Source organism: Streptococcus sp. SN3 (assembly GCF_030439905.1).
Window position 1 is genome coordinate 525,074 of sequence record NZ_JAQFJF010000001.1, and the last position, 16,283, is coordinate 541,356.

11 protein-coding genes are annotated in these 16,283 nt (G+C 45.3%); 1 reads left to right on the top strand and 10 read right to left on the bottom strand.

Features of this window, described 5'->3' with window-relative positions:
* Nucleotides 1–34: 34 nt before the first annotated feature.
* The 5 genes from hemH to PCY71_RS02355 form a co-directional block, all read right to left on the bottom strand.
* Nucleotides 35–1,129 carry a ferrochelatase gene (gene hemH, locus PCY71_RS02335; protein ID WP_185774642.1) on the bottom strand — a complete coding sequence of 365 codons (1,095 nt, stop codon included), beginning with the start codon at nt 1,127–1,129 and terminating at the stop codon, nt 35–37.
* Nucleotides 1,130–1,324: 195 nt separating this feature from the next.
* On the bottom strand, nt 1,325–2,608 hold the full coding sequence (locus PCY71_RS02340; RefSeq protein WP_125342469.1) for a glycosyltransferase: 1,284 nt from the start codon (nt 2,606–2,608) through the stop codon (nt 1,325–1,327).
* The gene (locus PCY71_RS02345) at nt 2,577–3,224 is read right to left on the bottom strand and encodes a hypothetical protein (protein WP_185774643.1); all 648 of its coding nucleotides are present in this window, start codon (nt 3,222–3,224) and stop codon (nt 2,577–2,579) included. The genes PCY71_RS02340 and PCY71_RS02345 overlap by 32 nt, the downstream gene beginning before the upstream one ends.
* Complete coding sequence (locus tag PCY71_RS02350) at nt 3,217–4,359, bottom strand: glycosyltransferase (protein ID WP_185774644.1); 1,143 nt, start codon at nt 4,357–4,359, stop codon at nt 3,217–3,219. The genes PCY71_RS02345 and PCY71_RS02350 overlap by 8 nt, the downstream gene beginning before the upstream one ends.
* A 2-nt stretch (nt 4,360–4,361) precedes the next feature.
* Nucleotides 4,362–5,132 carry an SDR family oxidoreductase gene (locus PCY71_RS02355; protein ID WP_125342472.1) on the bottom strand — a complete coding sequence of 257 codons (771 nt, stop codon included), beginning with the start codon at nt 5,130–5,132 and terminating at the stop codon, nt 4,362–4,364.
* A 138-nt stretch (nt 5,133–5,270) separates the two neighbouring features.
* Here PCY71_RS02355 and pepT point away from each other — a divergent pair, with 138 nt between their 5' ends.
* Nucleotides 5,271–6,494 carry a peptidase T gene (gene pepT / locus PCY71_RS02360; protein ID WP_125342473.1) on the top strand — a complete coding sequence of 408 codons (1,224 nt, stop codon included), beginning with the start codon at nt 5,271–5,273 and terminating at the stop codon, nt 6,492–6,494.
* A gap of 44 nt (nt 6,495–6,538) precedes the next feature.
* Here pepT and PCY71_RS02365 read toward each other — a convergent pair whose 3' ends face one another.
* From PCY71_RS02365 to carB, 5 genes are all read right to left on the bottom strand, one after another.
* Nucleotides 6,539–7,198 (bottom strand): DUF6572 domain-containing protein, encoded by a 660-nt coding sequence (locus PCY71_RS02365; protein ID WP_048772800.1) that lies wholly within the window; start codon nt 7,196–7,198, stop codon nt 6,539–6,541.
* A gap of 119 nt (nt 7,199–7,317) precedes the next feature.
* Nucleotides 7,318–8,064 carry a PoNe immunity protein domain-containing protein gene (locus tag PCY71_RS02370; RefSeq protein ID WP_048772797.1) on the bottom strand — a complete coding sequence of 249 codons (747 nt, stop codon included), beginning with the start codon at nt 8,062–8,064 and terminating at the stop codon, nt 7,318–7,320.
* 285 nt (nt 8,065–8,349) lie between these two features.
* Nucleotides 8,350–11,871, bottom strand: a complete 3,522-nt coding sequence (locus PCY71_RS02375; protein ID WP_301412408.1) for a pneumococcal-type histidine triad protein — start codon at nt 11,869–11,871, stop codon at nt 8,350–8,352.
* Between the two features lie 9 nt (nt 11,872–11,880).
* Nucleotides 11,881–12,810, bottom strand: a complete 930-nt coding sequence (locus PCY71_RS02380) for a zinc ABC transporter substrate-binding protein (RefSeq protein WP_048772793.1) — start codon at nt 12,808–12,810, stop codon at nt 11,881–11,883.
* A gap of 282 nt (nt 12,811–13,092) precedes the next feature.
* Nucleotides 13,093–16,272 (bottom strand): carbamoyl-phosphate synthase large subunit, encoded by a 3,180-nt coding sequence (gene carB, locus PCY71_RS02385; RefSeq protein WP_048772791.1) that lies wholly within the window; start codon nt 16,270–16,272, stop codon nt 13,093–13,095.
* Nucleotides 16,273–16,283: the final 11 nt, after the last annotated feature.

The window sequence follows — 16,283 nt, forward strand, 5'->3', positions numbered from 1 at the left end:
ATAATCTTATAAAATCATCAACGAATATGGACAATCAGCTCTTGGGCAGCTTTCCTGCTTTCTCCAGCATTTTCTTGACAAAATATGGCATCTTAACATTCTCGCGCCCTTTTTTCTCAATCAGTTTCTTGACGAAATCTGGCATTTTCAGCTCTTCAGCCTCTGCAAGAATCTGGCTGCTCTCCTCCGACGGCTGCAATTCATCGAAGGTTTCTTCTTCTGGAAAACATTCTTTGAAGGGTTCATGCTCATGGCGGCGGATACTTTGAATCAGGGCATCAATTAGACGGGCATCTGCATTGGGCATAGGCGGTCTATGATAGGCAATACCCAAATCTTCGCAAAGTTCCTTGCACTCCACGTCATTGTCAAAAAGAACCTCTATATGCTCACTGATAAAGCTAATCGGCACAAAAATATAATGCTGCGGATGTGTTTCTTGCTGACGCATGTAGTCCAGCACGTCAGGCTTGATCCAAGGGAGTCCGATGTCACTCTCACTTTGCCAAACATTGAGATAATCCTCTTCTGTCAGACCTAACCTTTCAGCAATCAAACGGGCATTGTCATAGATCTGATCAATGTAAGGATCTCCGAAATCCAATGCCAAAATAGGCACACTGTGGGCTGAAAAGAAAATCTTGAAGGTCTCTTCTCCAACATCTTCTGTAAGAATCTTTCTCAGCTCCTCTGCCCAATAATCAAGAATAGCTTCTTCCTGATACCATTCCTTAATGATATTAAAGCGGATACGATCACTCTGGATAAACTTCTCATAACCCATGACAGAATAGTAAGAAAAATGCGGCTCTAGGATCAAACAGATACATTCCTCAATACCATCTTCTTCCATCTGCTCAATCACATCTGTGATAAAGGAACGTGAGAATTTATTGGCAAAATAAACTGCATACTCGCCAGCCAAACGCTGACGAACCTTTTCTACCTCTTCTAGACTGATACGCTGCAGAGGCGTTCCGCCAATGAGGACATAGTTATCATAGAGGGTCTGAATCTCATTGTCTTGTGGCCTGACACCGCGGCGAATATTGGTAAAAAATTCAGCCACTCCCTCAAAGCTAATCTCCTCTGGCGAGCCAAAAGTCATCATTAGAATTGCTTTCTTCATTATCTTTCCTCTTCAGTCACTCCGAGAAAGCCAAGCTGGCTTTCCAACGACTTTCTTGTAATCACTTTCATTTTAACATCTTAAAAAAGACTTGAATAGACCAAAAAACCTATTCCTTGAAAAGAATAGGAAAATTTAATAATTCAGACACTTTAATATTGGAAGTATGCTTTAATGATTTGTTGAGTTTTCCAGTTATAAATCAACCTTAAGCAGCCGCCCCAGCTCTTGATAGAGAATTTCTGTAGGCTGATATTCTTTGCTTTGCTGGGCAAGAGTTTTCAACTGAGACCAGTCCGGGCGATTTGTCAATTCCTTAAAAATGCGCAGCACTTCAGCATCGGTCTTTCTACGAGCTACCAGCCCTACTTGGGCTAGCTCAGCACGAACGGCATTATCAAACTGATCATAATCCTGCGGCAAAATGAGACTGGGAATCTCATGCTCAATACAGGCCATCATGATACCCGTCCCCGCATGGTGAATGGCAAAATCTATCTTATCCAGAATATCTGTATAAGGCAGATAGTCAAAGAGCAGCAGGTTTTCCGCCAGTTTGCGAGGAACATTTCCCAAGCCACTAGCTTCTCCCAAGGTGACGTAAAAGAGGTAATCTGGGTAGAGTAGGCTCAGTTTTTTCGCCCGCTCCACCATGCGCTCCTTCTCCCATTTCAAATGCGTACCGCAAGTCACTAAAACCCGCTTCTTATCGGTCTCAAAATAAGACTCATGTGCTTCAGGCAGACGATCAAAGGACAGGCATTTGTAGCCAACCCAGCGAAGATGCTTAGGAAAATCATCTCGAAACTCCAGCTCTTTCATGCCCAAAGCCAAGATAGAGTAAGGCGAATAAATAGCTTCTGTGCCGTCTTCCCGATAGAGTTTAAAATCTTGATAGTCTCCCAAACTCTTCCGGACCAAGGCAAAGGCCATTTTCTTTCCACAGCGAATAGCTTGCCTGCCCAAGGCATCTCTGAACTTGTATAAGGCACCCTGATGAGGTTTCCATCCTCCCAAATAGGTCGGCGTTGTCGTCCGGCACTCAATCGCAACCGGACTCGGAATCGTGGTTATCCAAGGGATGCCAAAGCAATCAGAAATCAGGCCTGCTGGGGAAGCAACAAAATCCGCTATGACCAAATCCGGTTTACCACCCTCTTGCCAAATTCGATTTAACTCATCTATAACTTCTGGAATTAGTCTGGAATTGGCCCGAAACTGCTGATAGGCAATCAAAAGATTGCTTTGCTGCGGAGTATTGGCGATGTCTTCCATCACTGTCGGTCTTTCTGGAAAGAGAGCCAGACAGTCAAAACCAATTTCCTCTACTAGCTCTTTCTTTTGGCAGCCAGTGATGACCCGAATCCGAAAACGCGGATCCGTCAGCAGAGGCTTGACTAAGGTCAAAGTAGGCAGCAAATGCCCACTAAATGGCACACTAATCACATCAATCTTTATCACTTTTTCTAATCCAGTCATGAACTAATCCTTTCACATCTTCCCTGTATTCATAATCAAAATGGTTGCTATCCACCACCACATCAGCTGGATGGCCATCTAGAAATCTACTGTAAATATCCTTCTTTCCCTTAATGACCAGCAAGTCAATATCCTTGCGATTTAGGAGTCTCCGTGAAACAGGCCCTAGCGCAATCACTCTCAGTCTGAAGGGCAGCTTTTCCTCACCCAAGTCCTCCAGCCACTGAGTCAGCATATTGAGTCCAGAGCTTTTGCAGATAATGACAGCCTCCTCAACATCCAGTAAAGGAGATAAATGCCGCTGCAAAGCCTCCTGAAAGCGAGAATTGTAGAGAGTATGCCAATAGTAACGGATATTGGAAATGGAAGCTGTCAACAAGGAAACTTGGGTTTGTCGCTCATGCTCAAATCCCTGATTAAAGGGAAAATTACTAGCCACCACTGAGAAACCCGGTAGACAAATCTGCTCAAGAAACTCAAGCTGTCCTGCGGTCAGACTAGCGCAGTTCAAATGACTGCTGCCACTGAGAAAAAGCAAGACTTTACTAGATTCTATCAAGGTTTGGTCTAGCGACAGAGCATCCAACTTATCCAAGTACTGCTTCATCTTACTCATAGCGGATTTTCCCATCCGTCACTCGAATCTTCCTTCCCCGCCAGTTAATCACCCGCGGACTGAGCAAGACATAGAGGAAAAGCCAAGGCAAGACTAGGTCATTCAGCACCTCGTAGAACACCTCATCAGGATGCGGCCGACCGGATAGAATGTGACGACGATAAGCCAGCATCCAAACCGCCTTGACCAAGAGTAAAAGCAAAGCCAGCAGCACAAAAGGCCAGCCAAGAAAGAAACTAATGAGCAAGGCAGGAAGCGGCAGAAAACTAGGCAGAGCAATTAAAATAATAACCTTCCAGTCCAAGTGCTCCTTCAGATAGATAGAGCTAAAAAGCAGCCAACGCTTCATCTGCAACAGATATCGCTTGGCATCCTTGATAGTGGTCCGGACATTACAAGTCACCCGCGTCTGGATAATCTCAACTCCCTTGCTGCGTAAAAAATCCGCTACAGCCAAATCATCACACAAATAATCTTTTATAGCACTGAAGAGCTTCTGCTCTCTAGCCAGTTCAAGTGGCAGGATGTAGAACATTCCATTAATCGAGTGGTTGGCTTTGACTTCAGCCATGGTAAAATAGGTAATGAAAGAATTTCCATTGACAAAAGCTGCCACTAGCTTGGACCAGAAATTACTTCGCTCCTGATTATAGGGAATACCGGTCAAAATAACATTCTCACCTAGATGAGCTGTCAATTCTCCCATTTTTGAAAAATCAATGACGCTGTCGTCGTCGAGAACAATCAAATAAGGTCGAGTCAGCTCATCTATAATCTGCTCAATCTTATAACTCTTAGGATTAATCCCCTGGGGGACATCCTCCATGAGAAAAATGCGAACGCGCTGGGCATAAGAAGGATTTTGACAAATCTTGTCAGCCACTCGCTGCGCCTCTGGGTCAGACTGATCAATCAGCCAGTAAAACTCAACTGCTTCAGTCTGTTGGAGATTGGCTAATAAATCATTTTCCAAACGAGGATCACCAGATAGGATGGGCTGAACCACCGTATAAAGCTCCTCTTGAAAGTCTGATGAGGAGCTCTGCCCTTTTTTCAAATAAGCCAAAGACAAGAGCCAACGCAAGATAAAGAGAAGCAGATAAGCAGATGTCAGCAGGAAAAAAATAAGTTTCATGTTCAAAGCCCCTTTCGTAGATATGCGCCAATCAAACGGATAATCCATCTTTGCGGAAGTAGTCTCATGAGCCAAGACAATAGTCGATATCTCTTGCCCACTATAGCATAGGAACGGTCTTGCTGAAGGAGTCTGATGATGCGTCGTGCTGCTATCTCCGGGCTCATTTGCAACTGACTTCCACCCAAAGCATCCTGCAGCTCTGGAGGAAAGATAGAAGTCCGAACCGGTCCCAGTATATAAAGACAAACCGTCACCTCAGAGCCTTTAAGTTGCAGCTCTTCTTGCAAGGCTAGACAGTAAGTCTGCAAAGCGGCCTTGCTGGCGCTATAAGCTGCCAAATAAGGATGGGGACAAAGGGCAGCTAAAGAAGAAAGCTGGACAAGACTTATCTTGCGATTGCGCTCTGCGACTTGCTTGATCAGTCGAATCGGTGCTTGGTAATTAACCTGCCAGAGGGCATTTTCATCTGCTTCTGAAAGAGATAGCGCTGGACCAAAATTCGCCAGACCACAGCAATTAATCAGTAAATCCGCCTCTAGCTGCAGGGCAAAATCGTCAACAGCAGCCGCATCCAGCAAATCCAAAACTCTGAAGGAAAGCTTGGCCTTGACTCCAGATAGATCCTCTTGCAGTTGAGTGAGTTTAGCTTCATCTCTGCCGACCAAGACTAGCTGGTCTGTCCTTTGAGCCAATTCTTTAGCTAGCTGACGACCTATACCTCCCGAAGCCCCCAAAATCACAACTTTGCTGATTGTTTTTTCCATTTGCATAGATATAGTTTACCAGATTTTGACAAGATATAAAACTAATTGCTAGATTTTGCCTTTATATCCAAGAAACGAAAAACATTTCTCACTCTCTCCTGAATATGCTAAAATAGACTTAAATGAAATGAAAAAGGAGCATTTATGAAATATCCTAATCTTTTAGAGCGTTTCCTGACTTATGTCAAGGTCAACACGCGCTCAGACGAGACATCTACTACTACACCCAGCACCCAAAGTCAGGTGGACTTTGCCAACAATGTCCTCATTCCTGAGATGAAGCGGGTCGGCTTGGAAAATGTCTACTACCTGCCCAACGGATTTGCAATTGGGACTCTACCAGCCAACGACCCTAGCTTTACTCGCAAAATTGGCTTTATTTCCCACATGGATACGGCGGATTTCAACGCAGAAAACATCCAGCCGCAGGTCATTGAGAATTATGACGGCGGTGTGATTCCGCTGGGGCAATCTGGCTTTAACTTAGATCCTGCGGTCTTCGCCAGTCTCCATAAATACAAGGGCCAAACCCTGATTACAACTGATGGAACCACTCTTTTGGGAGCAGACGACAAGTCCGGTATTGCTGAAATCATGGCGGCTATCGAATACCTGTCTGCCCATCCAGAAATCAAGCATGGAGAAATCCGAGTTGGCTTCGGTCCAGATGAAGAAATCGGTATCGGTGCTGATAAGTTTGACGCTGAGGACTTCGATGTGGACTTTGCCTACACAGTAGACGGCGGACCGCTAGGCGAGTTACAATATGAAACCTTTAGCGCTGCTGGAGCAGAACTGACCTTCCAAGGCCGCAATGTCCATCCGGGAACTGCTAAAGACCAGATGGTTAATGCTCTCCAGCTAGCTATTGACTTCCACAACCAGCTGCCAGAAGCCGACCGACCAGAGAAGACTGAGGGCTACCAAGGCTTCTACCACCTGATGAACCTGACCGGGACTGTCGAAGAAGCTCATGCTAGCTACATTGTCCGTGACTTTGAGACAGAGGCTTTTGAAAATCGCAAAACTGCCATGCAGGCTATTGCTGATAAGATGAACCAAGAGCTAGGCAGCGAGCGTGTTATCTTAAACCTCAAAGACCAGTATTACAACATGAAGCAGGTCATTGAAAAGGACATGACACCTATACATATCGCCAAGGCAGTCATGGAAAGTCTGGATATCCAGCCTGTCATCGAGCCTATCCGTGGAGGAACTGATGGATCTAAAATTTCCTTTATGGGCATCCCGACTCCCAACCTCTTTGCAGGCGGCGAAAACATGCACGGCCGCTTCGAATATGTCAGCCTAGAAACCATGGAACGCGCTGTCGATACCATCATCGGCATTGTTTCCTATCAAGAGTAAAAAAGAAACCACAGAAGTTCAAGAGGAATTTCTGTGGTTTTTTCTCACTCTGGCAATTCTACCTTCAAGCTCATATCTGTGGGTTGTAACACTTTCTGTACAGCAGCGAGAAAGGCCAAACCGTTGTCAGATGGAGAATACTGAAATGTGATGTGGATGATTTTTTTATTAAAGCTATCGCCATATCTCTCCACATATTGCTTACTTTCGAGGAAGTAGATGTAATTGTTAATTTTTTCCTGCAGAATTTCCAGATGGACTGCTTCTATCTCCTCTTGCCAATCAACTGGATCCACTAAGAGAAGCTCCAAATGATTATCAACTGTACCAATAGCATCAAGTTCAGTTGGCTTTAGTTCTGAAGAGATGGCTTGAGTGGCGATTTGTCTAAATTCTTCTGCTGTGAAAAGGCGACGGCTATTTTCAGGATTTTTCAAAATAAAGGAAGGATGATCTTCGATGAAGAGCTTATCGGATTCATCTTGTGTATACTGTTTTTTAGATTTCCAAAAACCATACTGCGCATAATTCATCAACTCTTTCCCAGTATGTTCTCCCGACATGTAACTATCTGCAGCTTCTTTGGGGATTTCTTGAACTACTTCTTGCATTGTAATATTAAAAGTTGGATAACGCAAGAAATACTTATCACCATCTTGACAGATTTCCAACATGTCTTTTTGACTTAAATAAATCGTTTTCATTTTTTATTACCTTTCTCATTCCTCTGTTGATTTTAATTTTGTTTGTTCGTTTTATAAAGGGTACGGCCATTACTTCTGTAAGCCACTAATTCTATCACTTAAATATCTCTTAGCACACACTAGTCTTTCGCTCCTTCAGCAACCAAATCATAAGGGAAATACGGAACACCTTCCAATTCCTTGTAATCCAAGCCCTTGATTTTGCAAATAGCTCCTGATTCAAAGGACCAATAGCTATAATAACTTTTATTGTTTGTTTTATGCAAATCATGCCATCCCGTATCTTTGCTCCCTTGGTACCATTTCTTAGTCAAATATTCTTTCAGCAGTTTGAGAGCCTGCTCAGTATTCTCTTCTTCAATAATTTTCCGTGTAAAGCCATAGGGTCTTGGAAAATTATAGTTTATCCGAATCTTCCAATCTGGTTGACGTGATTGAATCAAGTAATCAATCAAATAATCCTCTGGATCATCCTTTTTTACCAAATCAACTATCTGGTCAAATATTGCTTCATCTATATCTAACATAATTCCAATTGAAAGAGCCCAAACCATTTGTTCGTAACCAGAGTTACTATGCCATGATAGCTTCATATTTTTTATATATTTAATATACTCGCTCTTAAATTTTTCAAGAGAATAACCAGCTGTATAAGTAGCAATCATAATTTCTTTTTGATATCTAAAAATCGATGATCTTATATTAGAGATTACTACCATATTATCTAACGAAAATTTTTGAACCCCTTCTTTCTCATCTTGTTCAATTCCTTGAATTCTTTCTTCAGAATCCTGAATAGCTTTTTGAAAAATATTTATAAGTCCATCTATATTATTTCTATCTGAAAATGTATCTCTTAATTCCATTTATATCCTCTTTCTAAAGCCATAAAGCGCCTTCTTTTATGTTAATGAATTCTCAGCATATTACCAGTTTTATTGATTATTCTGATTTTCTTCCTCACGTTGTTTATGAAGCTCCTCAAGAAATTCCTCCTGAACATGCTTTAGCATACTACTGTTCTCTGTTTATTCTAACACAATATCAATCAAATAAGTATAGGGTTGTGAAAATCAAAAACGAATGATGGTCTTAGACTTGGCTTGATCTTCATCATTCGTTTTATTCTTGTTTCACATCAAAATGTAAGCTTAGCTAATCTGAACAGTTTTCAGCTGGCCGTCAGCTCCTGTAAAGCTGATGCTTCTGCTTGCTGGATTATAGCTGAAAGTCTCTAGGCTGACACCGTAGAGCTGAGAAAGCTCCTGCAATTTCTGGTTGAAGGCTTCCTCTGTCATGCCAAAACTCGCTGCTAAGCTTGATTGACCAGTTGGGTTTGCTGCTGTCGAAGCTTCTGCTGGTTTGTCAGATTGGTATTGAGCTGCTTCTCCAGTGGTAGATTCGGAAGGTAGATTGCCAGTTTGGCCAGTTTCTGGAGCACTGCTGCTTGCTGCCTGACCAGAAGCAGGTTGTTCAGCTGATGCTTTCAGGAAGCCTTTTTGCACCGCATAGGCATCTGCTGCTTGGCGCTCAGCTTCTGACAAGTCTTTCTTGTAGATATAGTGCTCGTGGTCCAGATGGGCTACCCGATAGCCTTGCTCATCCGCTCCGACCATATCCTGCAGATTAAAGTGATAGCCGTCATCGTTCCTATGCTGAGAATCAGAGTCGCTTGCCCCCTCAGGATGGACGAGTGACTGCTGGAAGGCCAAGATTTCCTTGAGCAACTCTTTCTTGTCTGTAGCTCTCTGTCCAAGCTTATCAAAAAGCTGGTCTAGCTGCTGGTATTGCTGCTCACTTCCTTGATTTTTTTCCAAATACTGATGGATAGACATGAGCAGATTATAGAGCTGCTGATAAACTTCCTGATTTTCCGTATTAGCTGGCTCTTCCTTTTGTCCAGCAATGATTCGGCTCATCTGATCCAAAAGCTTCTGACTTGCTGTCAGTAAAGCTTGCTTATCTGAGCTGCTGCTCTTTAATTCCTTGCCTAGTTCTAAGATTCTAGCTGCATAGTCTGCTCGGCTGTTTTGGTCCTTTATTTCTCCAAGCAGTTCCTGCGCTTTTCCAAGGAAGACAAGTGCTTGAGCGCTCTTTTCGCTATCATCTGTCGTTCCAAAATCATCATAAATACCTTTCAAAAAGTCATAAATCATGGCTTTGTAGGTTGGCTGATCGGGCTCGCCCTGATCTAGTTCTGTCTTTTCAGAGGACGGAGAAGGCTGACCGCTAGCAAGGGCTGCTGCAATTTCTTTCTTAGTCTGATAGAGGGCAGGAAAAAGCTGCTGGAGATTAGTCGCTTCTATAAAGGCTTGAGACTTATAGAGAGTCAAGGTCAGCTCGGCTGCTTTTCTGCGCAGCTCAGGGCTCAAACGTCCATCCTCCAAAGCTTGGTAGAAATAACGAATATACTCAACCGCTGTGACGCCTGTCCGATCATGATAATCTTCTAAAGCAGATAGTAATTGTCCTAGCTCTACCATTTCAGCTTGATTCTGGCCAGCATAAGCATTTTGCAGACGCTGTAGCAAGTCAGCTTTCTTCATTCCATAACTATCCGTGTCAAGTCGGTTCATTCTCTCCAAAAGTCCTTGATAGGTCTTGTCCAGCTCGGTCTCTTGGATTGGCTTGACCGTTTGATCCACATGGATAAACTGCTTATCAAAGTTATCCAGACTATTCAGATAACCAGCTGTTGAGTTGCTAGGCAGCTTCTTCATGGTTTCCACAAACTGTCCCAAAGCTAGCTCAATCCGCCGCTGCATAAGGGGATCATCGGCATAAAGACGCTGACTATCCGCTTTCAGGCTTTCTACTTTTCGCAAAATAGCTGCCTCATCATAATCGCCCTGCTCATACTTAGATTGAATCTGAGGCAGGCGATTTTTCAAGGCTTCTGCAGCGCCCTTGGACTGGATCTTGATATAGTGATTGTGATCACCATGAGGAATCACAAATTGACCATCTTCCACCTGCAGACTGTAAGGCGAAAGACCTGAGCGCAAGGCTGTTGTGTAGAGTTCATTCATGAAGTCCAGCTCTGCATTGCCCGTTACCAGAGGAATGCGGACATGCTCCTTGCGGACAGCATAGGGGTGGATATGAGTTGGATCGTAGGCTTGGTCAGGGTTATTAAAAACAAAGAAGCCATTTGAGATGCGAACCGCCTCCTTGGGAACGCCATATGTTTGACAGATATAAGCGATTTTTTCCTCATCGCTGGCATCGCGTGAATAGCGTTCAGCATCAATGACTGCTGCAGATCGTTTTACTGGTTGCTGCTTAGCCAAGACCCGCTCCGCTGCTTGAATCTGTTCAGAAGTCAAGTCTTTCCTGTAAAAGTAATGCGCATGGTCTCCGTGCGATACCATGTAGCCTTGGTCGTCCTTGCCAATAACAGCCTCCGCATGAAAACCATGGTCGTGCTCAGGCTGTGACGGTAGCTGAGGCTTCAAAGCTTGCAGTGGATCGCCCAGCGGCTCGTAAGTATAGCCAATAGGAATCAAGCGGGCAATCTTCGCTTCCAAGTCTGACAGCTTGTCATAAGGAATGAAATGATGGTGGTCTCCATGAGGTATAACGACCCCATTTTCTGTCCGACGACTGATTTTCAGCGGATCAAACACCACGCCGTCCCCTTCATGGTAGCGCTGAGACTGAGGCAGGGCATAGAGTTGCTGCAGCAGACTTGGCAAGGATGGCTGAGATGGTTGAGACGGCTGAAGCGGATTAGACGGACTTGGCTGAGTAACCGCTAAGCCAGGATTTGGCAGCTGTGGAGTCGGATTTGAGACTGGCCCACCCTGATTGCCAGCACTATTTTGATTCCATGTGTTGGAAGAAGTTATTGCCCTGCCGTAGCCAGGCGTATTCACACTTCCGCCGGTCTGCCTGCTATTCCAGTAGCTCTGAGCAGCAGCCAATTCTGCTGGCGACAGGTCGCTCTTAGGAATGTAGTGAAAATGCCCGCCATGCGGCACGATAAAAGCATCGCCAGTATCCTCGATGACGTCAGACGGACTGAACGTATAGCCATCATCCGTCCTATATCCCCCTTGGCCTTGGTATGAAACTCCTGCAAGGTCTGCGGCTGTCTTTCCTGCAGCTAGGGACTTGCTGGGCTGGCTGAAATCCTGAGTCTTGCTTGATTTTGTTGCGGAAGATTTGCCGCTATCGCCTTCTTCCTTGGTCTTATGCAGCTTCTTCTGCCTCGCAATCTCATCCACCGAGCGGACATTGCTGGTATGCTTGGAATCCTTGAGGTAGAGATAATACTTCCCCTCCACCTTAATGATATAACCATCCTTGACCTCATTGACAATATCTGCTTCCTGCAGCGTGTAGTTAGGATCTCGGATAATCAACTCTTCGCTGATAATGGCATCAAAAGGCACCTTTCCATCAAAGTAATGATAATGGTCTCCATGGGAAGTGACATAGCCCCGATCTGTGATTTTCACGACGATTTGCTCTGCTTCAATACCTTCCTCATCATTGATTTGGTCGGATACCAAATTTTTATCCGTCTTGTCGCCCGAAGTCTTGTCCTCAATATAGGCTACTTTATTATCTTTGGTCTGAGTTCGAGGCTGAGCTTGCCATTGGATAAGACCGTAAGTTCCGAGGCCGAGAGCTAATACAGCAGCTGAAGCAAGGAAATATTTCTTTTTCATGGTTGTCTTTTATCCTTTCAAATCTTTAGCTAAAACAGCTAGACTTTTTTCTAAATTTTCTAAATAAGATAGTTGGTTGTCTGGGTCTGCTTCCAGAGGATTCAGCTCCTTGATTTGTACACCGGTCGCCTTGACCAAGGTTTGAGCCACTTTGGAAGAAACATTGCTTTCCACAAAAATGGTCTTCACCTGGTGCTCCTTGACAAAGTCTTCTATCTCTGTGAGCTGACGCGGACTAGGCTCCTGCTCTGGTGAAATACCAGCAATGCCCAGCTGGGTCAGCCCGAAGCGCTTGGCTAGATAAGAAAAGGCTGTATGTTGGGTGACAAAGGTTTTGTTGGGCACTTTATCGAAAATCTCCTGATAGCGTTCTGTCAGCTCCTTGGCCTCTTCTTGAAATTTTCGAGCATTGGCCTGATAAGTATACCGATGGTCGCTATCCAGATCCGACAGCCTGTCGGCGATAATCTGAGCTTCCTCTGCAGCTTTCTGAGGATCCAGCCAGGTATGGGGATCATAAAGCGTCTTCTCATCCACTCCCTCTCCAGCTTGGACATCTTCCAAGCCGGCGACTCGATCCAGCTCCATGCCCTGGGAAACCTCAAGGACTTGAACCTTGGAATTCTTGAGACTAGGATTCAGCTCGCCAGCCCAGGACTCCAAGGTCCGTGAGTGATAGACAAAGACATCTGCATCATAGATGGCTGCCACGTCATTGGCCGAAGGCTCAAAATCATGAATACCGCTACTAGACTGAATCATGCGCACGTCATTCAGATCGCCTGATATAGCCTTAACCATGGAGTAAATAGGATAAAAGCTAGTTACAATTTTCAATCCTTGCGAGGGACTGGATTCTTTTTGAGACTGACACCCCCAGAGACACAAGGCCAGGGCCAGCAGGCTAAGGCATGCTGAGATTTTTAAAACTCGTTTCACAATATCTCCTTAACTCATTATTAACCGGTTTATTAACTGGTTAATATCATACAACTTGTCAACTTATTTGTCAAGTTATTTTAAAAAAATAAAGAAAAAGGAAGTAGAATTCTTTCCCACTTCCTCTTTGCTTTTAATTCCAATATATTGAAAGGTTATTTATTATGACTATTTAAGGACAGAATAAGCTTGGACAAATGCATTTCTCAAGCTTAACTGTATGAGATTACTTTTCCGACGTACAGACAGTCAAATGACAATCTGGAATTGAAAACTCCATCTCTATATCGCCTCTGTAGTGAAACTGCGGCTTTCCAGCACTTTCAGCATGGCATCAGCTGTGTCCAAGGCTGTGAAAAGGGGCACTCCGTGCTCAATAGCTGAGCTACGGATAATTCGACCATGCTTATCTGCTGTCCGCTTGGTTCCGACCGTGTTGATAATAGCCTGAACCTTGCCCTTGCGAATATAGGCTGGGATATCCTTGTTATCATCACTGCCGATTTTTTCCACCAGACGGACGTGTAGGCCGTGATTTTCAAAATAGGAGGCTGTTCCCTTGGTTGCCCAGATACCATAGCCAATATTGGCAAAACGCTGAGCCAGCTGCAGGGCTTCTTCCTTGCTGTCGTCTGCTATAGTAAACACGACATTTCCAAAGTTTGGCAGATGGAGATAGGAAGCCTCAAAAGCCTTGTAGAGCGCTTTTTCCAAAGTGCGGTCGCTGCCCATAACTTCGCCGGTAGACTTCATCTCTGGTCCCAAGAGACTGTCAACCTTCGCTAGCTTGGTAAAGGAGAAGACTGGCGCCTTGATATGAACCATGGAACTTTCTGGATGGAGGCCATCTTCATAGCCCAGCTCTGCCAGACATTCTCCAAGGATCAAACGAGTCGCTACTTGCGCCATCGGAATATCGGTCACCTTGGACAAGAAAGGAACGGTCCGGCTGGCCCGTGGATTGACTTCAATGACATAGACCTGCTCATCTTTGATGACGAACTGAATATTCATCATGCCGATACAGTTCAGTCCCAGAGCCAAACGCTTGGTATAGTCTGCAATAGTATCCTTGACTTTCTGCGATAGAGTTTGTGGCGGATAGGCTGCCATGGAATCTCCTGAGTGAACCCCCGCCCGCTCGATATGCTCCATAATCCCAGGAATCAAGACATGACGACCATCTGAAATGGCATCCACCTCGCACTCATCCCCAACAATGTAAGAATCAACCAAAACTGGATGGTCTGGACTAGCCTTAACCGCTGTCCGCATATAAGAGCGTAGATCCGCTTCGTTTTCTACGATTTCCATGGCACGGCCACCCAAGACATAGGAAGGCCGCACCAGAACGGGGAAGGCAATTCTACGAGCAGCCTCTACTGCTTCCTCTTCATTAGTTGCCGTCTGACCCGGCGGTTGCGGAATATCCAGCTCCTTCAGCGCCTGCTCAAAGAGATCCCGATCCTCAGCCCGATCCAAGTCCGCTACTTGGGTACCTAAAATCTTAACACCAGCCTTGGACAAAGGCTCTGCCAGATTAATGGCTGTCTGCCCGCCAAACTGAACGATAACGCCTTTAGGCTGCTCCAGCTCAATGACATTCATGACATCTTCAAAGGTCAGCGGCTCAAAGTATAGCTTGTCAGAGACAGAAAAGTCAGTCGATACAGTCTCTGGATTACTGTTCATGATAATCGCTTCATAACCAGCTGCCTGAATAGCCTTTACAGAATGAACGGTCGCATAGTCAAACTCGACTCCCTGCCCGATTCGGATAGGACCAGAGCCCAGTACCAGAACTGATTCCTTGCTGGATTTGACAGATTCATTTTCAAAACCATAGGTGGAGTAGAAATAAGGCGTCGCAGACTCGAACTCAGCAGCACAGGTATCCACCATCTTGTAAACCGGAACAATCTTCTGCTCCTGCCGGATGCGACGCACCTGCTCAGTTGTCATGTCCCACAAGGCAGCAATCTTAGTATCCGCAAAGCCATTTTGCTTGGCCTTCTTAAGCACATAGCTATCTCCGATATGACTGGCCAGTTCCTGCTCAATTTCGTAAATATGGAGCAGCTTATCCAGGAAAAAGACATCAATCTTGGTCAGCTCCGCAATTTCATCCGGACTGTAACCACGGCGAATAGCCTCTGAGATGTAGAAAATCCGGTCGTCTTGCGCCTTGACAATCTTCTTCATCAGCTCGTCATCGCTTACTTGGCTGAGAGCTGGCAGCTCATTGTGGTCCACACCAACTTCTAAAGAGCGGCAGGCCTTGAGCAGACTCTCCTCAATATTGCGCCCGATAGCCATGACCTCCCCTGTCGCCTTCATCTGAGTTCCCAGACGGCGTTCACCCTGCTCGAACTTATCAAATGGAAAGCGTGGAATCTTAGCGACCACATAGTCCAGAGCCGGCTCAAACATAGCATAGGTAGAGCCTGTCACCGGATTGATGATTTCATCCAATGTAAGACCGACTGCGATTTTCGCCGCCAGCTTGGCAATCGGATAGCCAGTCGCTTTAGAGGCAAGGGCTGATGAGCGGGAAACCCGCGGATTGACCTCGATGACATAGTATCTGAAACTATGCGGATCCAGAGCCAGCTGCACATTACAGCCACCCTCAATCTTCAGCGCACGAATAATCTTGAGACTGGCGTCCCGTAGCATCTGGTATTCATAGTCTGAGATAGTCTGACTAGGTGCAAAGACGATTGAATCTCCTGTGTGGATGCCGACGGGATCAAAGTTTTCCATATTACATACGACCAGCGCATTGTCGGCACCATCGCGCATGACTTCGTATTCGATTTCCTTAAAGCCCGCTATAGATCGCTCGATCAGACACTGGGTAACCGGAGAGAGTTTGAGGCCGTTTTCTGCGATTTCCTGCAGCTCTTCCTCATTGCTACAAATACCACCGCCAGTTCCTCCCAGTGTAAATGCCGGACGGACAATGACTGGATAGCCGATGCCAGCCGCAAATTCCAGCGCTTCATCAACTGTATTGACAATTTCTGACTCAGGGATGGGCTGGCCTAGCTCTTCCATCAGCTGCTTGAAGAGATCCCGGTCTTCCGCTTGGTCAATGGCCGACAGCTTGGTTCCCAAGAGTTCCACTCCCAGCTCTTCTAAAAGCCCTGACTTGGATAATTCCATAGCCATATTGAGTCCGGTCTGGCCGCCCAGAGTAGGCAGAAGAGCATCTGGCCGCTCCTTACGCAAAATCCGCGCAACAAACTCCAGCGTGATAGGCTCGATATAAACTCGGTCCGCAATTTCCTTGTCCGTCATGATGGTCGCTGGATTAGAATTAACCAAGACGACACTGTAGCCCTCTTCTTTCAAGGACAGGCAAGCCTGAGTCCCAGCATAGTCAAACTCCGCAGCCTGACCAATAACAATCGGACCAGAACCGATGACCATAATTTTCTGAATATCTTTACGTTTTGGCATAGTGCACCTCT